This window comes from Spirosoma koreense (assembly GCF_054777875.1).
This window is the reverse complement of sequence record NZ_BAAHAC010000029.1, coordinates 497,228-516,987: the sequence shown is the minus strand read 5'-3', so window position 1 is coordinate 516,987 and position 19,760 is coordinate 497,228. Positions and strand designations below refer to the sequence as shown.

At 51.4% G+C, this 19,760-nt stretch carries 16 protein-coding genes and 1 riboswitch; of the genes, 9 read left to right on the top strand and 7 right to left on the bottom strand.

Annotation, left to right across the window (positions count from 1 at the left end; genetic code table 11):
- Nucleotides 1-12 precede the first annotated feature (12 nt).
- From ACYVC2_RS30020 to ACYVC2_RS29985, 8 genes are all read left to right on the top strand, one after another.
- Nucleotides 13-1,875, top strand: coding sequence for a carbamoyltransferase family protein (locus ACYVC2_RS30020; RefSeq protein WP_461108971.1), 1,863 nt, complete (start codon nucleotides 13-15; stop codon nucleotides 1,873-1,875).
- 31 nt (nucleotides 1,876-1,906) lie between these two features.
- A complete protein-coding gene (locus ACYVC2_RS30015) occupies nucleotides 1,907-3,064 on the top strand; it encodes an SGNH/GDSL hydrolase family protein (protein ID WP_461108969.1) in 1,158 nt (385 codons plus the stop codon).
- A 19-nt stretch (nucleotides 3,065-3,083) separates the two neighbouring features.
- Complete coding sequence (locus ACYVC2_RS30010) at nucleotides 3,084-3,233, top strand: DUF5989 family protein (protein ID WP_461108967.1); 150 nt, start codon at nucleotides 3,084-3,086, stop codon at nucleotides 3,231-3,233.
- Between the two features lie 3 nt (nucleotides 3,234-3,236).
- A complete protein-coding gene (locus ACYVC2_RS30005) occupies nucleotides 3,237-3,599 on the top strand; it encodes an SxtJ family membrane protein (RefSeq protein ID WP_461108965.1) in 363 nt (120 codons plus the stop codon).
- Nucleotides 3,600-3,669: 70 nt separating this feature from the next.
- Nucleotides 3,670-3,778: riboswitch (SAM riboswitch) on the top strand.
- A 108-nt stretch (nucleotides 3,779-3,886) separates the two neighbouring features.
- Entirely contained in the window at nucleotides 3,887-7,708 is a 3,822-nt protein-coding gene (gene metH / locus ACYVC2_RS30000) for a methionine synthase (RefSeq protein WP_461108963.1), read from the top strand.
- Nucleotides 7,709-7,917: 209 nt separating this feature from the next.
- Nucleotides 7,918-9,576 (top strand): glycosyltransferase family 39 protein, encoded by a 1,659-nt coding sequence (locus tag ACYVC2_RS29995; protein ID WP_461108961.1) that lies wholly within the window; start codon nucleotides 7,918-7,920, stop codon nucleotides 9,574-9,576.
- Between the two features lie 76 nt (nucleotides 9,577-9,652).
- Entirely contained in the window at nucleotides 9,653-10,795 is a 1,143-nt protein-coding gene (locus ACYVC2_RS29990) for an FG-GAP repeat domain-containing protein (protein ID WP_461108959.1), read from the top strand.
- 76 nt (nucleotides 10,796-10,871) lie between these two features.
- Complete coding sequence (locus ACYVC2_RS29985; RefSeq protein WP_461108957.1) at nucleotides 10,872-11,276, top strand: hypothetical protein; 405 nt, start codon at nucleotides 10,872-10,874, stop codon at nucleotides 11,274-11,276.
- A 323-nt stretch (nucleotides 11,277-11,599) separates the two neighbouring features.
- Here ACYVC2_RS29985 and ACYVC2_RS29980 read toward each other — a convergent pair whose 3' ends face one another.
- From ACYVC2_RS29980 to ACYVC2_RS29955, 6 genes are all read right to left on the bottom strand, one after another.
- A complete protein-coding gene (locus tag ACYVC2_RS29980; RefSeq protein WP_461108955.1) occupies nucleotides 11,600-12,517 on the bottom strand; it encodes a TIGR01777 family oxidoreductase in 918 nt (305 codons plus the stop codon).
- 807 nt (nucleotides 12,518-13,324) lie between these two features.
- A complete protein-coding gene (locus ACYVC2_RS29975) occupies nucleotides 13,325-13,879 on the bottom strand; it encodes a hypothetical protein (RefSeq protein WP_461108953.1) in 555 nt (184 codons plus the stop codon).
- A 96-nt stretch (nucleotides 13,880-13,975) separates the two neighbouring features.
- The gene (gene rimK / locus ACYVC2_RS29970) at nucleotides 13,976-14,884 is read right to left on the bottom strand and encodes a 30S ribosomal protein S6--L-glutamate ligase (protein WP_461108951.1); all 909 of its coding nucleotides are present in this window, start codon (nucleotides 14,882-14,884) and stop codon (nucleotides 13,976-13,978) included.
- A 54-nt stretch (nucleotides 14,885-14,938) separates the two neighbouring features.
- Nucleotides 14,939-15,403, bottom strand: a complete 465-nt coding sequence (locus ACYVC2_RS29965) for an ATP-dependent zinc protease family protein (protein WP_461108949.1) — start codon at nucleotides 15,401-15,403, stop codon at nucleotides 14,939-14,941.
- 9 nt (nucleotides 15,404-15,412) lie between these two features.
- Nucleotides 15,413-16,534, bottom strand: a complete 1,122-nt coding sequence (locus tag ACYVC2_RS29960; RefSeq protein ID WP_461108947.1) for a DNA polymerase III subunit — start codon at nucleotides 16,532-16,534, stop codon at nucleotides 15,413-15,415.
- Between the two features lie 56 nt (nucleotides 16,535-16,590).
- A complete protein-coding gene (locus ACYVC2_RS29955; RefSeq protein WP_461108945.1) occupies nucleotides 16,591-17,808 on the bottom strand; it encodes a putative sugar nucleotidyl transferase in 1,218 nt (405 codons plus the stop codon).
- An 85-nt stretch (nucleotides 17,809-17,893) separates the two neighbouring features.
- On the opposite strand from ACYVC2_RS29955, the gene ACYVC2_RS29950 reads away from it, so the two are divergent.
- Nucleotides 17,894-18,967 carry a hypothetical protein gene (locus ACYVC2_RS29950; protein ID WP_461108943.1) on the top strand — a complete coding sequence of 358 codons (1,074 nt, stop codon included), beginning with the start codon at nucleotides 17,894-17,896 and terminating at the stop codon, nucleotides 18,965-18,967.
- Nucleotides 18,968-18,979: 12 nt separating this feature from the next.
- On the opposite strand, the gene ACYVC2_RS29945 is transcribed toward ACYVC2_RS29950, so the two are convergent.
- Nucleotides 18,980-19,744 (bottom strand): SDR family NAD(P)-dependent oxidoreductase, encoded by a 765-nt coding sequence (locus ACYVC2_RS29945; RefSeq protein ID WP_461108941.1) that lies wholly within the window; start codon nucleotides 19,742-19,744, stop codon nucleotides 18,980-18,982.
- Nucleotides 19,745-19,760 lie beyond the last annotated feature (16 nt).

Below are 19,760 nucleotides of genomic sequence, written 5' to 3'. Positions count from 1 at the left end.
GCATAACAGTCCATGACCATACTAGGTATTTCTGCTTTTTACCACGATTCGGCAGCTGCGTTGATTGAAGATGGTCGCATCGTTGCGGCAGCTCAGGAGGAGCGTTTCACCCGTAAAAAGCACGATCCGGGTTTTCCCGCACAGGCCATCAAGTACTGTCTCCAGTACAGCGGTACGGACATCAACAAGCTTGATGCCATCGTTTTCTACGATAAACCGTTGCTCAAATTTGAGCGGCTGCTGGAAACCTACTACGCTTTCGCACCAAAAGGGCTCCGGTCGTTTCTGATGTCGATACCGGTTTGGCTCAAAGAAAAACTATTTCTGAAGCGATTGATCCGCGAAGAGCTGGAAAAGATAGGTTATGATTCGTCGCGCAAGGTTAAATTATTGTTTCCGGAGCACCACCTTTCGCACGGGGCCAGCGCCTTTTATCCGTCACCGTTCGAACGAGCTGCTATTCTGACCATCGACGGAGTAGGAGAGTGGGCGACAGCTTCTATTGGCCTGGGCGAAGGGAAGAACATTTCGATACTGAAAGAAATGCGGTTTCCGCATTCGCTGGGGCTCTTATATTCCGCCTTTACGTATTTCCTCGGCTTCCGTGTAAACTCCGGCGAGTATAAACTGATGGGTCTGGCTCCCTACGGCGACCCACATTCGCCGGATATCGAGCGGTATATCAAGTTGATCAAAGAAAACCTGGTCGAGCTGCGACCCGATGGGTCGGTCTGGCTGAATCAGGACTATTTCGATTATGCTACCGGTCTGAAAATGGTAGACGAAGGCAAATGGGGGCAGTTATTTGGCTTTCCGAAGCGCCAGCCCGAAGATGAGCTGAAAGACTACCACTGTAACCTGGGGCTGGCCATTCAGCAACTGACCGAAGAAGTGGTGCTGAATATGGGGCGCGAAGCCAAACGCCTGACCAATGCCGATGCGCTGGTGATGGCGGGGGGCGTGGCGCTCAACTGCGTATCGAACGGGAAACTGCAGGCGGCCGGTCTTTTCAAAGATATCTTTATTCAGCCCGCTGCCGGAGACGCCGGTGGAGCGCTGGGGGCTGCGCTGGCTGCCTACCACATTTATTTCGGGAAAGAGCGGATCGTAACCACCGAGCGCGATGCTATGCGCGGGTCTTACCTGGGACCAACCTTCTCCGATCTGGATGTCGAGCTGATGGCGGTCAAATACAAAGCCGTTGGTCAACACTTTGCCAATTTTGAAGAACTGAGTCACGAAACGGCCAAACTCCTGGCCGAAGGAAACGTGGTAGGCTGGGTGCAGGGGCGTATGGAATTTGGGCCACGGGCACTGGGTGGCCGCAGTATTCTGGGCGATCCGCGAAATGCCGAGATGCAGAAGAAACTCAATCTGAAAATTAAATACCGGGAATCGTTCCGACCGTTTGCTCCGTCGGTGCTGGCCGAAGACTGCGCTGAATATTTCGATTACGACGGTATTTCGCCTTACATGCTGCTGGTCCATCCGGTAGCCGAAAAACGCCGGACGCCGGTGCCCGCCGATTACGCGAGCTTTCCGTTGCGCGAGAAACTATACTACCAGCGGTCCGATCTGCCTTCGATCACACACATCGATTATTCGGCCCGAATTCAGACGGTGCACAAAGACACCAATCCCCGGTACTATCAGCTGATCGATTCGTTCAAGAAGCTGACGGGTTACGGGGTTATTGTCAACACCAGTTTCAACGTACGGGGCGAACCGATCGTGTCGACGCCCGACGATGCCTACCGGTGCTTTATGCGTACTGAAATGGATTATCTGGTCGTTGGAAATTTCCTGTTCGATAAGCGGCAGCAGCCCGAATGGCAGGAAAAAGACAACTGGAAAGAAGAATTTGTTTTAGATTAGCAGTTACTTAACTGACGAACATCCTCTTTTAATGCAATCAAAGCTCGTTTCCAGTGGCGTACGCTTACTGTTCCTGGGATTTTTAGCCTTAATTCTGTTCTACGGCGATCATTGGGGAATTAGTTTCGATTACCCGCACAAAGGTTTATTTGACAATGTATATATACGATTAGCGAAATGTTGCTTACTTCTGCTAATCGTTATTGAACTCCTGCGGATATACTATTACGGTGTTGTTAAAAACCCGAACCCGCCCAAACTCCTTGGCAACCTGGCTACGTTGTTTCTGCCCATTGTACTGTTGCTGGTAGCGCTGGAGATGGCGTTTATGTTTATTGCCCAGAGTCAGGAAGGCGGCATAACCCTGGCTTCCCACATCTGGTTTGAACGCCACTGGTTGCCCATGACCCCGGACGACTACCGCGATTCGCCCAAAACCGATACGGTGGGTAAAAAGAAAGTCCTGATTGTGGGCGATTCGTTTACGGCCGGACACGGTCTTACCTCCGCCAGCGACCGGTATGGGAATGTACTGGCCGAAAAACTGGGAGATAAACAATTCGTAACCTACAATTTGGGTATATCGGGCTCCGACACCCGCGATGAATTCAAACGGCTGACAAAGTTTAAAGTCAGGCCCGATGTGCTGATTTTACAGTATTTCCCGAACGACATCGAGAAAGTAGCGGCCCAGCACGGGCTGAAACCTGCGGCTTTTACGCCGTTCTCGGATATCCCCCGGGCGTTTCAGTCCCTGTTTATCAAGTCGTACCTGTTCAATTATTTGTATTGGCAGTTCCCTCACGGTAATTTTGCACCGTTCGATACGTATGCCCGAACAGCCTACGGAACGCCCGCGATCATCAACGATCACCTGAGCGATCTGAACCAGTTCGTCGAATACGCCAAAGCAAATAACGCGCAGCTGTACGTGGTTTTGTTTCCGTTCGTTCATAACCTGGAACAGTCGGCCGAATATACCAGGCCGGTCGTTGCTTTTTTTAAGCAGCAAAACGTACCAGTCCTGGAGGTCGGGAGACTAATCGGGGATATTGACGTCAAAGATCGTGTCGTCGGACGTAACGATGGACACGCCAGTGCCCTGGTGAACCACCGCGTAGGGGAGGCTTTGTTTCAGCTGATCGAGTCGAAACCTGCCGTAGCGCATACGCCAACTACTCAAAATTAATAAACCTGACAAGTAAGCTATGGAATTCTTACAGGACATTTTCAAATTTATGAAACAGCGCAAAAAATGGTGGCTGGCCCCCATGATTGTCTTGCTGTTACTCATTGGTATTCTGATTGTTATCGGTGGCGGATCGGCCGTGGCGCCTTTCATTTACACCCTGTTCTAAAACATGGACGTTACCGAGAAAGTAAAAGCACAACTGGTCATTGTGACCGGGCTGGTCGTCTTATATTTTGTGTTTAAGTCACCCTGGTGGCTCTACGCTGCGGCTGCTGTTGGGGTGTTGAGTCTGGCCATCCCGGTGGCAGGCGACCTGATCGTGAAAGCCTGGTTCAAACTGGCTGAAGTACTGGGAAACATCAACGGCAAAATAATTTTGTCGATACTATTTTTTGTCTTCCTGTTTCCTATTGCGCTCCTGTACCGGATGACGGCGAAAAATCCGCTGGCTATTAAACGGATGGACACGAAGTCGTTCTACAACGAACGGAATCACCTGTATACCAAAGAAGATCTGGAGCAGACCTGGTAATCGGCCGCGAATCGAATCATTGAGGCACACTATATATTGGTGTGCCTTATTTTTTACCTATTTTTGTTGCAGCTTATCCAGAAAGACGGAGGGAGAGGACCCGATGATGTCTTGGCAACCGACCACACTCCGGTAACGGTGCCAATTTCCACCCGGTTATGTGCCGGGGCAGATAAGATTAGCCATCGGCTACCTGTCTTTTTGCCATAAGCCTCTTTTTGTAGTTTTGGACTTTTTTGAGCGCATGGGTTGTTGTCAGCTCGATACCATGCCTTACACTACTGGCTTTGAAAACGATACAAGAACTTCTGCGTGAGCGTATCCTCGTCCTTGACGGGGCAATGGGAACGATGATTCAACGATACGGGCTAACCGAAGCCGACTATCGGGGCGAACGATTTCGTGACTGGCCACATGATCTGAAAGGAAATAACGACCTGCTGTCGCTAACGAAACCAGACATTATTCAGGAGATACACCGGCAGTATCTGGAAGCGGGCGCCGATATTATCGAAACCAATACGTTCAGTGGAACGACCATTGCCATGGCCGACTACCACATGGAAGAGCTGGCGTATGAATTAAACTACGAATCGGCCCGGATCGCCAAAGAAGTGGCGCTGGAAGTGACTCGTCAGAATCCCGATAAACCGCGCTTTGTGGCCGGAGCTATGGGCCCGACCAACCGTACGGCTTCGCTGTCGCCCGATGTCAATAACCCTGCTTATCGTGCCATTACCTTCGACGAACTGGTCAATGCATATTATGAGCAGGTCAGCGGGTTAGTAGAAGGCGGTGCCGATTTACTGCTGGTAGAAACCATCTTCGATACACTCAACGCCAAGGCGGCTATGTTCGCCATCGATAAGTATTTTGCCGAGGGCCGGGGGCAAAGAGCAGAGGATACTCCCCATCATGCCCCGCGCTCCATGCCCTTACCTATCATGATCTCCGGCACAATTACGGATGCCAGCGGTCGTACCTTGTCGGGACAAACAACCGAAGCATTTCTGTATTCAGTTTCGCACCTGCCCTTGTTAAGTGTGGGCCTGAATTGCGCGCTCGGCGCCGAACTGATGCGGCCTTATATTCAGACGCTTGCCAAAGAAGCGCCTTTTTTCACGTCTGCTTATCCGAACGCCGGTTTGCCTAACGAGTTCGGCGAGTACGACGAAACTCCGGAGATGATGGCAGCTCAGGTCGAAGGATTCATTCGCGACAGTTTCGTGAATATTGTCGGCGGCTGCTGTGGCTCCACCCCCGATCATATACAGGCTATTGCACAGGCGGCTGCCAAATATCCTCCCCGGCAATTACCACAGCCCGAACCGTATCAGAAGCTGAGCGGGCTGGAGCCACTGAAAATAACCGAGCAGACTAATTTTCTCAACGTTGGCGAACGGACCAACGTAACGGGCTCGAAAAAGTTTGCCCGGCTGGTTAAGGAAGGCAATTATGATGAAGCTCTCAGCATTGCCCGCGGGCAGGTGGAAGGCGGAGCGCAGGTGATCGACGTCAATATGGACGAAGGCATGCTCGATTCGGTGGAAGCCATGACGACCTTTTTAAACCTGATTGCCTCCGAGCCCGACATTGCCCGCGTGCCGATTATGGTCGATTCATCGAAATGGGAAGTGATCGAAGCGGGTTTAAAGTGCGTACAGGGCAAAGCCATCGTGAACTCGATATCACTCAAGGAAGGCGAAGAAGCGTTTATCGAACGGGCTAACCTGGTGAAACGGTACGGAGCTGCGGCTGTCGTAATGGCGTTCGACGAAACCGGCCAGGCCGACTCTTACGAACGCCGGATCGAAATTTGCGAACGAGCTTACCGAATTCTGGTCGATAAAGTCGGTTTTCCACCACAGGATATCATATTCGACCCAAATATCCTGACCGTGGCAACGGGTATCGACGAGCACAACAACTACGCTGTCGACTTCATCAATGCAACCCGCTGGATCAAAGAAAACCTGCCGCTGGCGAAAGTAAGCGGGGGCGTTTCGAATATCTCGTTCAGTTTCCGGGGTAATGACGTGGTGCGCGAAGCCATGCACTCCGCGTTTCTGTACCACGCCATTCGGGCCGGTATGGACATGGGCATTGTGAACGCCGGTCAACTGGAAGTATACGACAACATCCCGAAAGATTTGCTGGAGCGTTGCGAAGATGTGTTGCTGAACCGCCGGGACGACGCCACCGAACGACTGGTCGAATTTGCCGAAACCGTAAAGGCCAAAGGTAAAGCAGTTGTGCAGGATGAAAGCTGGCGGAGTGAACCCGTTCGGGAACGGCTTAAGTACGCGTTGGTGAAAGGTATTACGGATTATATCGATCAGGATGTCGAAGAAATCCGGCATCAGGTCGAACGGCCGCTGCACGTCATCGAAGGGCCGTTGATGGACGGTATGAACGTGGTGGGTGATCTGTTTGGCGCGGGTAAAATGTTTCTACCTCAAGTTGTCAAATCGGCGCGGGTGATGAAAAAAGCCGTCGCCTACCTGACCCCGTTTATCGAAGCCGAGAAGTCGGGAGGAGAATCGTCGTCAGCCGGAAAAATCCTGCTGGCAACCGTTAAAGGCGATGTACACGACATTGGTAAAAACATCGTTGGCGTGGTGCTGGGTTGCAATAATTACGAAATTATCGATCTTGGCGTAATGGTGCCGACGCAGAAGATTTTGGAGGAAGCCCGCAAACACAACGTCGATATCATTGGGCTGAGCGGCCTGATTACCCCGTCGCTGGACGAGATGGTGGGTGTTGCCAAAGAAATGGAGCGGCAGGGATTTACCCTACCCCTGCTTATCGGTGGAGCAACGACCTCACGAACACACACGGCGGTTAAGATTGACCCGCACTATTCAGGACCGGTCATTCACGTGCTGGATGCCAGCCGAAGCGTTCCCGTGGCGGGGCGGTTGACGAGTGAACAGGTCATAACGCGAACCACTATTTTCACCGAGATCAAAGCCGAATACAGCAAGCTACGCGACGACCACGCGCGTCGTCGGCAGGAGAAAGCCAGCCTAACGATCCATAAAGCCCGCGAAAACCGGACGGCCATCGACTGGAGCAGCTTCGAACCGACTAAACCAGCCTTCCTTGGAAATCGGTATTTCGAGGATTATGACATTGCCGAACTGGCAAAGTACATCGACTGGACGCCATTTTTTCAGACGTGGCAACTGAGCGGTAAGTATCCGGCAATCTTCGAGGATGCCGTGGTTGGCAACGAAGCCCGCCAGTTGTTCGAGGATGCGAATAAACTGCTGCAGGAAATTATTGATGGAAAGCTCCTCAGAGCGAAAGCTGTGGTGGGCTTTTATCCGGCCAACTCGGCCGACGATGATGTGCTGCTGCACGATTTTGAGGAACAGGCACGTGACATTCCCTGCGAACGGCACGGGTCGCACCGGCACATCGAGTACAAAATCTCACGGGCTGAGTCACAAACGGCCGTCAGCCCGGCAGGAGAACTGATCTACGATACCAAGACCGTACTGCATTTTCTGCGTCAGCAAAATCAGAAAGCGCCGGGCCTGCCCAACTATTGTCTGTCGGATTTTATCGCTCCGCTCGAAAGCGGTCGGGAAGATTACATCGGCGGGTTTGCCGTAACGGCGGGGATTGGCATCGAAGCGCTGCTCGAAAAATACGAACGTGACCACGACGATTATAACAGTATCATGGTTAAAGCCATCGCCGACCGGCTGGCCGAAGCCTTTGCGGAGCGGATGCACGAACGTGTTCGTACGGAATTCTGGCCGTATGTTGCCAGCGAAACCTTCACGAACGAACAACTGATCAAAGAAGAATACCAGGGCATTCGTCCGGCGCCGGGTTATCCGGCCTGCCCCGACCATACCGAAAAAGGCACCCTGTTCGACCTGCTCGATGCTGGCAGAATCGATATTCAGTTGACAGAAAGCTACGCCATGTATCCGGCTTCGTCGGTCAGCGGCTTCTATTTCTCACATCCGGAGTCTCGCTACTTTGCTGTGGGTAAAATCAACAAAGACCAGATTCTGGATTATGCCCACCGAAAAAATATGCCGGTTGACGAAATCGAACGGTGGCTCGCCCCGGTGCTAAGCTACGATGCCTGACCAGTCTATGAGTCCTGTATTAAAAAATCCCTTGCTAGTTTCCGCAAGGGATTTTTTAATGAAGTTAATCTGATAACACCTAATGAATGAGTGACGATTGCCCGGATTATAATATTTGAATGAGACAATTCGCAAAGAGTTCTATTTTTGACATGTTCAAGTGACTTTATGCTAAGTCGCTACTTCCTCTGTAGTTGTCTTTGTGGATAATGCCGAAAACTAAATTTTTTAAACTGTCGCGTACAGAATGGATGGCCATTGGTCTGCTTTACCTTGTGGCGACCCTGATCAATATCAATAAGGCGTATCACATCGATGATACCTTTCACCTGGAGGCTGGTAACTGGATTAAACATCATCCGTTGACTCCCATGTCGGGGCTCATCAACTGGGACGAAAACAAAGAGCCTATGTACGTGGCAAATCAGCCGCCACTCTATTTTTATTTCGTAGCGCTGGTCAGTACATTATTCGGGAATGGTGAAATCGTTATGCACCTTTTTCAGTCGATTTTTACACTTTTTGCTTTACTAGTTTTTTATAAAATAACCCAGCTACTGCAGTTAAAACATGGCTTATTGCTCACGGCTTTTCTGGCGGTTTGTCCGGCTTTTCTGGTCAATCAGAACTTAATGATCGATGTGCCTTTGTTGAGCATCAGTTTGTGGTTTCTGTATTATTTACTGCTGAAAAATCCTCCATCGGAAACCAGGCGCTATTGGAAAGCCAGCTTGGTGCTGAGCCTTAGCTTATTGATCAAATACACCAATATCCCTTTACTAACGGTCTTACTGATTACGCTGCTCTGGCGAAGGCAATTCCGACTCCTATACATTGTACTGGTTCCAATTGGCGTTTTAGGGCTCTGGTCGGTATGGAATTACGTCGAATTTGGGGGGATTCACATCGTAAACAGACCGAGAAATCCGATGACGATGGAGCGCTTTACGCAAAACGTAGTGGATTTCATTACCTGTCTGGGCGCTATTTCGCCGTTTACGTTTGCTTTCGGTGCGGGCTATTTTTCCCGATTCAAAATTTCTAATTTTATCGTTCCTACTATCGCTTTTCTGTTTGTTGGGTTGACCATTGCTACCGATAAAAATCGAATTTTTATTCTGACATCAAACGATATTTTATCGACGGCTTTTTTGCTGAATGGCTTGTTGCTGATTGTCTTTGTACTGGCTAGTATCTGGCGTCATAATTTTGCTGCAAACAGAACAATTGACACGGCAGATATTATTCTATTGACGTGGATTCTGGCGGTTAGTGGATTTATTATTTTGTTTGCGCCTTTTATTGCCAGCCGCCACGTTTTATTGATCATGCCGCCCGTATTGTTTCTGGGTGGGCGCTGGCTGGACTCGATTTCGATTTTCAATGCTTCACAAGCCATTTTACTAGCGCTTGGGCTTGGTGTTATGCTAGCCATTTCAGACTGGCGGTATGCCGATTTTTACCGCAAAAAAGCCCAGGAAGCCGCCGATGCTTTACCACCACATACCCGGACCTGGACGACAGGCCACTGGGGCTGGCAATGGTATGGGCAACAGAATGGGTTTAAAGAAGTGCAGGCCGATTCCATGCAGTTTCAGCCCGGCGATTATCTGGTGAAACCGGTCGGTGTCGATAGCCAGGAGATGCCCAAAGGTGTTCAGCTTGAGCAAACCGCTTTTTTCACGGCTCCGCCCAGCCGATGGACGTTCCTCTCGACCAGCTTTTATAACTGTTTCTACGGACACGGGACGACCTGGGCCTACTCAAAATTGCCGATCGACACCATCAAAGTGTATAAGATTACCAGCGTACCCGTCAAGCACGGTCAGTTGTCGAAAAGCGATTCATTGGGCCGTAGAGCGCTGTAATCTCCACCGACTGTGTAAGAATAAGAAAGTTAATTCCGGAGAAAATTCTACATTTAGCCTCTAAATCCCTGTTTTTATGCTCCGAATCGGTGGTGGCTTGCTTGTGTTTCTTTTGTCTGTGGGTCTGGTTGCGCCCGAACCTACGCTTCACTTCAATCGCTATTTCGTGGCCGCCGAAAGTTACGAGTCGGTCGGGGTGTTCGATGTCGACAAGAACGATACGCTCGACTTGGTTTCCGGTGACTTCTGGTATGAAGGGCCTTTGTTTCGGCGCCGACACCTGATCGGAAATGAGCCCCGGAAAGATCAGTACTTCGATGACTTTTCAACGATTCCCCTGGACGTGAATGGCGACGGCCGGCTGGATTTTGTGACCGGCGGCTGGTTCGACCAGACTCTGCGCTGGGTCGAAAATCCGGGGAATGGCAAAGCCATCTGGCCGCTGCATGAAATCGGCAAGGTCGGTAACGTGGAAACGACCCGTGCCTGGGACATCGATGGCGATGGCGTAATCGACATTGTACCCAATAACCCGGGGCATCCGCTGAAATACCTGAAGCTGACGAGCCCAGGTACGTTTAAACAGATTCCTGTAGCTCCCACACAGGGGCACGGCCTGGGCTTTGGGGATGTAAACGGCGATGGTCGGGGCGATTTAATCGTCAGCGATGGCTGGCTCGAAGCTCCGCAGGACCGCACCGCTGGAAACTGGACATTACACAAAGAATTTACGTTGGGTACGGCCAGCGTACCCATTATCGTGGCCGACGTCAATGGTGATAAACTAGCTGACCTGATCGTTGGGCAGGGGCATGGCTACGGGCTTCACTGGTATGAGCAAAGCCCCGCAACCGGCGGGCAGCGCAACTGGACGAAGCATCTGATCGACGAAAAAAATTCGCAATACCACTGCCTGGAATGGACCGACATCACTGGCGATGGCCGGCCTGATCTTATTACGGGGAAACGATACCGGGCGCATAACGACGGCGATGCAGGGGCTTATGATCCGGTCGGACTATATTATTTTACCTGGGATGCTGCACACAAGCAGTTTATGAAGCATGACATTTCCTATGGACAGGCGGGCGTTGGCAAAGGAACGGGAATTTATTTTGCTATAGCCGATTTGCACAAAACGGGCCGGAAAGACATCGTTGTAGCGGGAAAAGACGGACTATTTGTATTTTTTAATGAAGGGACTTCGAAAAATAAATAAGGGTTAGCCTACCTGCATAGTAGTTTTATCCGTAAATTTATTTTTCGTATTTCTCTCCTCCGTAACGTATCCGTTTATGCAGCGTACTCAATTAAAGGAATTTTATGGCTATGGGCTGATTTTGTTTGTTCTGGCTGTTGTTCAGGTTTACTCGGTTTATGTGGCGTCAACCACCGACCTGTCGCTGACCTGGCAACACTATTTAGGGTTTGGCGCTACGGCAGTAGCCGGCGTTCTGTGGGCGTTTCGTAAGCCGCAGTATTTATTCTATGCGCTCGGACTGACGCTGATCCTGGGTTATGAAAACCTGCTGGGCTTTACACCCTCCCTCGATTTCACCTCGACGCGCTATTACATCAACAGCATGGCGTTTCCGATATCGTATCAGGATTTTTCCATGTATATGCTCCTCATCTGGGCGTATGTAGCGCACAGCCGCCTGCGAACAATGGTGGAATCGCTGTTTGTAAAGCGAGCGTAGAAAGACTCCGGTATCGCGGATTTCAATCCGCTTTTTCGGCTGGGTGCGGATTGAAGTCCGCGATACCGGTGCTTCAGCGGGTTTTTATAATTTTGAGTTCCTGATTCCGAAACTCGTCATTATCATGAGACAGGCTATCCATTTCTTACGTAAGCATTGGGCCAAACTCATCCATTGGCTACTCCCGGACCGCAATAAAGCGCAATGGCAGCAGATCAGCACCGATAGGCAGAATCTGCCGGTGGGAGAGCTCTACTATAGCACGCTCGTCAGGAACTACAGAGGTTACATTTACAAAGGGCAGATCCTGCACTCGAGGGCAACTAAGCCTGTTTGAGTAGATTTTCCAGCGCTTTGGTCAGATCAGCGTATTGATACTGGAAGCTGGTATCGTCGGCAATGCGCTTGTTTAGTACATAATTGCCGCCCGTCACCACAATAGCCATTTCGCCGTATAGTAATTTTACGGCAAACTCGGGTATGCTGGGCAGTAATACGGGGCGGTGCAGAAGCTGGGCAATCGTTCGGGTCAGGGTTTCGTTCGTAACGGGAGTAGGTGCGACGGCATTGTAAACGCCCTGCCAGGATTTGTCTGTCAGCGCTGAACAATACATCTGACACAGATCATCGAGGTGAATCCAGGAAACATACTGCTGTCCTGAACCGATGGGCGCTCCTGCTCCCAATCGAATCGGCTGAACCAGCTTAGGCAAGGCTCCTCCCTCCATCGTAAGGACCACTCCCGTTCGGAGCTTTACAGTACGAATATCCAGCGCGGCTACCTGATCTTCAGCCCGTTCCCAGGCTCGTACGACCTGAGCCAGAAAGTCATTTCCTCCCTCGCTCGTTTCAGTCAGCGGTCGGTCGTCGGTATCGCCACCGTAATAACCGATAGCCGACGACGCCACGAACGCTTTTACATGATGTTTGGTGGTATCCAACGCATCGGCCAGCAATTCGGTCGACTGGGTACGGCTGGTCAGAATCTCCTCTTTACGGTCATCCGACCAGCGTTCGTCGGCAATGCCTTCGCCGGCCAGATGGACGATATAATCAGCGGTGGCGATAGCTTCTGGATTAAGTTGTCCTTTCTTAACATCCCACTGATAAACCGTTACGTTGGGTATAGACTTTCTGGATCGGCTGAGCAGCGAGACCTGAAACCCCTGTTGTTGAAGAAGCTGAGTAAGGCGACGGCCAATTGTGCCGGTGCCGCCGGTAATTAAAACAGTTTGAGCCATACACTAAAGGGTGGGTTAGGAACATAACACACCGGCAGGCTTGGGTGTTTCTGACCGTTAGGCGAAGACCGCATCCATGGTCAGACAAACCACTGATCTTTAGATACCTGTTGAGAGTGTTCGGTCGGGCGATTTTTTTGCAGAACGCTTTACCCAATGCTGTGATTTATCAGTTGGCAACTAAGTCGCTATCTACCCCTTCGTGCTTAATTTCACTCATTTAGGCGGCTGGGTATAAGATTGAAGTAGTTACAGATCACTCAAAGCGTATTACTACGTCGGCTATCCAGTAAATTAAGAAGGATGACCTGACGCTCTACGACAGTATAATAAATAATATTGTGAGGCTGAATAGGGACCTTAGGACTGAATTCAGACCATCCAGCCTTCTGCCAATAAAAGGCATTGTCTCTAGAATGTGGAGTTTATCATTTATTGTATTTGTAAACTGATCCGCTATGGTAAAGCCAAATGCATCCAGCAGGTATAAAGCAATGAGTCGGTAGTTCTCTTTGGCTTCGTCGGTCCAGACTATCGTGTAATCCATTGCTTAGCTTCCGTGGCTACCGTATCGTGAGAAGTCAACTGATTTGTGGATATTGATGAAAGTGCGTGTTCGAGTGCTGTAAGTAATTCGGGTGTTTCTGTAAAGACGTTCGTACGCTGACCAATAAATTCACTCACAGTGAGTAGTAAATCCTGAATGTCCTGGGGATCCTGTAGCTGATCAATTTGTTGATGCAGTATTGACTTTAGATCTATAGTCGCCATACTCTTGAAGTTTTACCAAATATAAAACGATAATTTCTACACCGTCCACTCTTTCGGTAGCCCCAGCTGTCGTGCGTAATGCGCTGGGGCAGTATAGTGTACCCAGCTAAGCAACCGATTGATTTCGTCGGCAAATTCGATATGATAGTCGGGATCTAGTTTGGTGGCTTTTTTGATTACCTGATCGGTGCGTTTGGCGATGTACTCGGCCGCTTTATCGGTCCGCGAGTTGTATTTCTGAAGCAGATGCGCGTTTTGTTCGTAGAACGTATTGAGCATGTACAGCATCAGATCAACTTCGCCGTATTTGTCCTTCGTCACTTTGAGGTGCCGACTGATATAGCCGCTCACGGTGCGCATGTCCATCATCAGCCAGCCTGACGAATCGGCGTGCAGCTTAGCCGTACGGTCAATAAATTCCCGAATCAGTTCCCGGCGTTCGTCAACCGTCTTGCCTTCCTCGACCAGCTCAAACTGAAGCTTTTCGGTCAGAACGACGTCTTTGGCGATCAGGCGTAGCAGCAGCTTGTCTTTTTCCGCGCCTGGCATGCGGACAATGGCTTTCTTCAGATTCGGGTCAAGAGCGGGCATTGGAAATGAATAATGGATACGGGCCAATGGATAAGGAATAAGGCAGCTTGCTACAAAACTACATTATCCATTATTCATTGTATATTATTCATTATCCTAAACCCCAACCATATCGCCTTCGTCGGTGCGGATTTTCTCTTCGATGTAAGCAATGATCTGTGAAGCGATATCGATGCCGGTGGCGGTTTCGATACCTTCCAGGCCCGGCGACGAGTTGACTTCCAGCACCAGCGGGCCTCGGTCGGAGGGTAGCATGTCGACACCGGCCACTTTCAGACCCAGCGCCCGGGCCGCTTCAACGGCGGTCTGTTCTTCGTCGGGGGTAAGCTGTACCGCCGTGGCATTGCCCCCCCGGTGAATGTTGGAACGAAATTCGCCGTCGAGACCTTGCCGCCGAATGGCTCCCACCACACGGCCGCCCACTACAAAAGCCCGGATATCGGCTCCTTTGGCTTCAGCTACGAACTCCTGAATCAACACGTTCTTTTTCAGGCCATAAAAAGCCTCGATGGTCGACTTGGCGGCTTTGGTGGTTTCGGCCAGCACCACGCCGATGCCCTGAGTGCCTTCCAGCAATTTAATGACAACCGGCGGCCCGCCAACGAGTTGGATCAGCTGCGTGACGTCACCATTTTTCGGGTGGTTGGCAAAGATAGTTTTCGGCAGACCGACCCCTGCTTTTGAAAGGATCTGTAAGCTGCGCAGTTTATTCCGCGAGCGGGTAATAGCCTGCGATTTGGCCGTGGTGAAAACTTTCATCATCTCGAACTGCCGAACTACGGCACAGCCATAGTCGGTTACGGAGGCTCCGATACGCGGTACCACGGCGTCCAGGGCGTCCAGTTCGTGGCCTTCGTACAAAACCGTGGGTTTCCCACCCTCAATCATCACCTGGCAGTGCAGGTGGTTGACCAGGAGTCCCTCATGACCGCGCTGCTGGATAGCCGCCAGCAATCGTTGGGTCGAATATAGATTCGGATTAGCCGATAAAATGGCAATACGCATAAGAGCAGAGTCGAAAGTCGTTGGTCTGAAGTCGATGGAGGCTGTCGACAGGAGTTATTGCTGCTTGTCAGCGGACAACTTCTGTTGATAGGACAGGTTTTTTTGCGAGACGTCTACAATGAATCGGTTACGAAGTAATTTGCGACCCAACAAGACCGGATTCCGGAGCAATTCGCGGTCAGCCAGGGTAAACTCGGCCCGGATGGTTCGGTCAAACAAGACAATGCGGGTTTTGATCACGTAGCGCAGTTCGGCCACTCCAAACGAGTTGCGAATCATGCGCTGACTGAACTGGTCGCTGAAAAACTGCCGGCTGGGACTGCCGGTATTATCGATCAGCCAGAAACTTAATTTCTTACGAAGCCCCGATTTCACTACCTGAACGTCTTTGCAGTGCAGCGCCGACGTATAGGCACCCGTGTCCACCTTTGCCTGTACGTCGAATAGCCCTAAATCGGGAAAATCGACCAGGTCCGTCATGCCAATAATCTGCATGGGTTTGGGTGGTTGGGCCTTCATGATGAAGAATCAATTGGTTCGGATTAACCGGCTGAAAGTAAGCGATACGTCGAGCATAATCATTTTTGCCCGGGCGTTTCGTTCGAGATGATACGCAGCTTCGTTGAGATCGGCGACGATCCGTTCGATGTGCTGTACGGACAGCACCTTGACAAAGTTTTTGACGAAAGCCATTTCTGCATCCGGTAAGCGCAGCAATTCGCCCGCCCCCTGTTGCCACAGAAACAGATCACGGTACATGCGGATGCTGTAATCGAGTAAACCCTTCTGTTTTTCCTTGCTGAAACCATCGAACTGGTCGGCCTGTTTGATCAGCGCGATCAAATCCTGCCGGTAACAGGTACGCATCCAGTCGGCAAACCAGGTATGCTGTTCGGCCGAATCGGTATCCTGCCGGCTCAGGTTCAGGGCTTCGGCCAGATTCCCATCGGCCAGGTAGGCCACGCGCCGGGCGGTGGTTTCGTCGAGGTTCTGGTACTGGCGGAGGTACGTGGCTATCTCTTCATCCGTAAACGCCCGCACAGCCACCCGCTGCGTCCGCGACAGAATGGTGATCAGTAATTTATCGGGCTGATTCGTCACCAGCAGAAAGAGTGTCTGAGCGGGCGGTTCTTCCAGCACTTTCAGCAGGGCATTGGCTGAACTTGCATTCATCAGTTCAGGTAGCCAGATCAGCATGATCTTATAAGCCCCTTCGTAGGCTTTCAGCGATAGCTTTTGGAGGATATTTCGGGCTTCTTCGGCCGAAATATTTCCCTGTTTGTTGTCGGCGCCGACCGTTTCGAGCCACTCGGATAGCGTGCGATACGGCTGGGTGAGCAGAAATTTCCGCCAGTCGGCCAGGTACGCTTCCGAGGTTTTGCCTTTCGCCAGATTGGCCACCGGAAAAACCATATGTAAATCCGGATGAACCAGTTTCTGGATTTTTATGCAGGAAGCACAATGTCCGCAGGAATCGGTCGGTTGCCGGTCTTCACAGTTGACGTACTGAGCCAGGGCCAGGGCCAGGGCCAGGTTGGCACTACCGACGGGCCCATCGAACAGTAAAGCATGGGCCAGGTGGTTTGTATGAACCGCCCGCAACAGGAGCTGCCTGGTGTCGTCCTGACCAATAATTTCGGAGAATTGCATAAGTTGATTAAACTGCCCGGCAGGCTAATTCGGAGGGGGAGCAGTGGATAGGCTGGCTACAAGTCAAACCGAATTTTTGAGTCGAGCGTTCGGGTGCGTTCCTGAGAGAAAATTTCCCGCAGAATCGCTTCCTCCTGCTCATCGAAAACATGGTTACGCCGTTTAAACGATTCGGCAGCTACCGCCAGGGCTTTTTCGAGCCGATAGGTGGTAAAGCCGTCGATGGCCCCTCCCCACGAAAACGACGAAATGTGCTTGGGCTGAAAGCCGCTGCCGAATACGTTGGCGCTGACGCCGACCACCGTGCCTGTGTTGAACATGGTGCTGATGCCCGCTTTGGTGAAGTCACCCATCATCAGCCCGCAGAAGATTCGGCCTGTATCTTCCAGCTGGCGGGTGGCATACGAAAATAACTTGACGTTACTGTAGTCGTTTTTGAGGTTGGAGTTATTCACATTCGCGCCCAGATTACACCATTCGCCAATGACCGAATTGCCCAGAAACCCATCGTGCCCTTTGTTACTGTAGCCGAAAAAAACAGAGTTGCCCACTTCGCCCCCCACTTTACAGAACGGCCCGACGGTGGTGTTGCTGCGCATTTTTCCTCCCCAGTTGACGGTAGATTCTTCACCTAGTGAAAAAGGACCGATCACGATGGCGCCTTCGCTGATGGTAGCGTTGCGGCCGATGTAAATCGGGCCCCCTTCGGCATTCAGGATGGCGGCATGGATGGTCGCGCCTTCTTCGACAAAAATATGTTCGGGCGCATAACATCGGGTAAACGGATCGGTAATCGGTTGTGAACTTCGGCCCGCGGTTAGCCGGGCAAAATCAGCCCGGATCTGGTCGCCATTGTGCACAAAAATATCCCAGGGGTTGTAAACGATAGTCAGCGGTTCATGGAAGGTCTGGAATTCGTATTCTTCACTGATGGTGGGTGGAAACGATAACCGGTGATCTGTCCGCACGGCGAGTACCAGACCATCGGAGGTAATCAAGCCTGATCCGGCGGGTATGGCCGCCAGAGCCTCCTGCAGGGCGGGTGTCGGGCATACAGCCCCGTTAACGTACCAGTTGTCGTCGGTGACGGTTTCCGCAAACTTACCTTGCAGATACCCGACCGTCAGAAACGAAGGCGTCAGTTTCAGCAGGTCAGCCCATTTTTCGGCCAGCGTCTGAATCCCGATGCGGATACCGGCCACGGGGCGCGTGAAGGTAAAGGGCAACAGCGCGGTTCGGATGCCCGGTTCGTCGAATAAGATCAGGTTCGCCATGGCTTTTGTCAAGGAGATCAGTTGGCAAATATCTAACCTTAATCCCGAAAAAAAGAACGGATCAAACTGTACTTTTACCAAAATTATGACTGCCTTGTCGACGGACGCTATCCTTCAGCGAATTGCCCAATTGCAGGACGAAACGGGGCTGTTTCCAGCGGTTCGGTACAATTCCCGCATTGGGTATCGACGCGCCGATACGAATGCTTTTTTTACGGCTATTACTGTGTTTACCCTGCAGACACTGTGTAATTCGCTGTCGCTCAGGTCGCAGAGGCTGGTCGATCAGATTCGGGAAAAAGCGGTTGGCGCTTACCCGATGTTTAGGAACAAAGATGGGTTGAACACGTACAATTTCTGGCCTACACGTCCGTCGCGGCATTTTCCAAATGGTTATCTGTTTCACCGGTTCGAGCATTTCCGAATCCCGGACGACATCGACGATACGGCCATGGTGTACCTGACCACAACCCCCAGCCGTACGGAGCAGCTCTGGTTGAAGGATAAACTGGCGCAACATGCCAACGGTAGCCAACCGCAACAAATTCGAAACACTTACGCCGATTACCGGCATCTGCGGGCTTATTCGACTTGGTTTGGGAAGAATATGGGCGTCGATTTCGATGCTTGTGCCCTGAGCAATATGCTGTATTGTATTTTTCACTACGATCTGCCCCGCGATCAGCACGATACGGATTCGCTTCACTACCTGCGCGCCATCGTCGAATCGGGCCGGTATCGTAAAGAACCTTTTCGCTGTGCACCCCACTACGCCCGAACCTCGCTGATCATTTACCACCTGGCCCGACTGATAGACGCTTTTACAATTCCTGAACTGGAAGTTATTCGGCCCCGTCTGATTACTGACGGAGTGCAGGAACTGGCAAAAGCCACGAACCGCGTCGAACAGATCCTGCTCGGCACTGCCCTGCTACGGCTTGGCGAACCGGTTCCGCCGATCGATCTGGACCAAATCGAGTCGGATATCGGTACGTTTCATTTCTTCATTGCGGGCTTACTGACCGCCTACCAGCAGCCCTGGCTTCAGCAGTTTGCCGACCGACCACTGGTGCAGATGCGCTGGCAATGTGAAGCCCACAGCTGGGCGCTGATTGCCGAATACAGGGCGCTGATGAAGCGGGCTACTTTATTTGTGTAGGATCAACTTTCCTTATAGGCTCATTCCGCCATCGACAAAAATAGTCTGGCCGGTGATGTAACGGCCGGCGTCGGAGCAGAGCAGCACCGCCAACCCAGCTATGTCGTCGGGTTGACCTTTATAACCGACCGGAATGCCCATGCGCTGGCTGATGTGTTTGGGAACCGGCGGGGTGGGTTCGTCGATGCGGGGTGTATCGATCACTCCCGGCGACAGGTTATTGACGGTCACTCCTTTTTGGGCCAGTTGCAGAGCCAGGTTTCGAACGGTATTGGCAACGGCCGCTTTCGTACCTGCATATACGATCATAGCCGGATGCGGTTTTTCTTCCTGAACGCTACCGATAGTCAGCAGCCGCCCCCAGCCCCGCTCGGTCATATCGGGCACAAACCGCTGCATCAGCAGTAAGGTCGATTTCCAGTTGGCGTTCACCTGTTTGTCAAATTCGTCGGGCGTGGTCTTCTCCCAGGTTTCGGGTAATTGGACCGACGCATTGGTAACCAGAATATCGATGGAGCCCAACGACTGCGTAGCCTGATTATATAGCTGCTCGATAGCCTCTGCCTGCAGGAGGTCTACGCCGATTACTTCGCTTTTGACTCCCCGTTGCCGAATCTGTTGCGCTACGGTTTGGGCTTCTTCGTCGCCCTTTCGGTTATGCACGATCACATTGGCCCCAAATTCGGCCAGTGCCAGCGCAATAGCCCGTCCGATGCCCTGACTGGAACCCGTTACCAGGGCGTTTTTCCCGGCGAGATTGAATAAGTTTTTAGTCATGCTGAGCCGTGGCATA

Excerpts from the sequence above, each read along its gene's own strand:
- ACYVC2_RS30020 (WP_461108971.1), top strand. The coding sequence starts at position 13 with ATGACCATACTAGGTATTTCTGCTTTTTACCACGATTCGGCAGCTGCG.
- ACYVC2_RS30015 (WP_461108969.1), top strand. The coding sequence starts at position 1,907 with ATGCAATCAAAGCTCGTTTCCAGTGGCGTACGCTTACTGTTCCTGGGA.
- ACYVC2_RS30010 (WP_461108967.1), top strand. The coding sequence starts at position 3,084 with ATGGAATTCTTACAGGACATTTTCAAATTTATGAAACAGCGCAAAAAA.
- ACYVC2_RS30005 (WP_461108965.1), top strand. The coding sequence starts at position 3,237 with ATGGACGTTACCGAGAAAGTAAAAGCACAACTGGTCATTGTGACCGGG.
- ACYVC2_RS29995 (WP_461108961.1), top strand. The coding sequence starts at position 7,918 with ATGCCGAAAACTAAATTTTTTAAACTGTCGCGTACAGAATGGATGGCC.
- ACYVC2_RS29990 (WP_461108959.1), top strand. The coding sequence starts at position 9,653 with ATGCTCCGAATCGGTGGTGGCTTGCTTGTGTTTCTTTTGTCTGTGGGT.
- ACYVC2_RS29985 (WP_461108957.1), top strand. The coding sequence starts at position 10,872 with ATGCAGCGTACTCAATTAAAGGAATTTTATGGCTATGGGCTGATTTTG.
- ACYVC2_RS29980 (WP_461108955.1), bottom strand. The coding sequence starts at position 12,517 with ATGGCTCAAACTGTTTTAATTACCGGCGGCACCGGCACAATTGGCCGT.
- ACYVC2_RS29975 (WP_461108953.1), bottom strand. The coding sequence starts at position 13,879 with ATGCCCGCTCTTGACCCGAATCTGAAGAAAGCCATTGTCCGCATGCCA.
- rimK (WP_461108951.1), bottom strand. The coding sequence starts at position 14,884 with ATGCGTATTGCCATTTTATCGGCTAATCCGAATCTATATTCGACCCAA.
- ACYVC2_RS29965 (WP_461108949.1), bottom strand. The coding sequence starts at position 15,403 with ATGAAGGCCCAACCACCCAAACCCATGCAGATTATTGGCATGACGGAC.
- ACYVC2_RS29960 (WP_461108947.1), bottom strand. The coding sequence starts at position 16,534 with ATGCAATTCTCCGAAATTATTGGTCAGGACGACACCAGGCAGCTCCTG.
- ACYVC2_RS29955 (WP_461108945.1), bottom strand. The coding sequence starts at position 17,808 with ATGGCGAACCTGATCTTATTCGACGAACCGGGCATCCGAACCGCGCTG.
- ACYVC2_RS29950 (WP_461108943.1), top strand. The coding sequence starts at position 17,894 with ATGACTGCCTTGTCGACGGACGCTATCCTTCAGCGAATTGCCCAATTG.
- ACYVC2_RS29945 (WP_461108941.1), bottom strand. The coding sequence starts at position 19,744 with ATGACTAAAAACTTATTCAATCTCGCCGGGAAAAACGCCCTGGTAACG.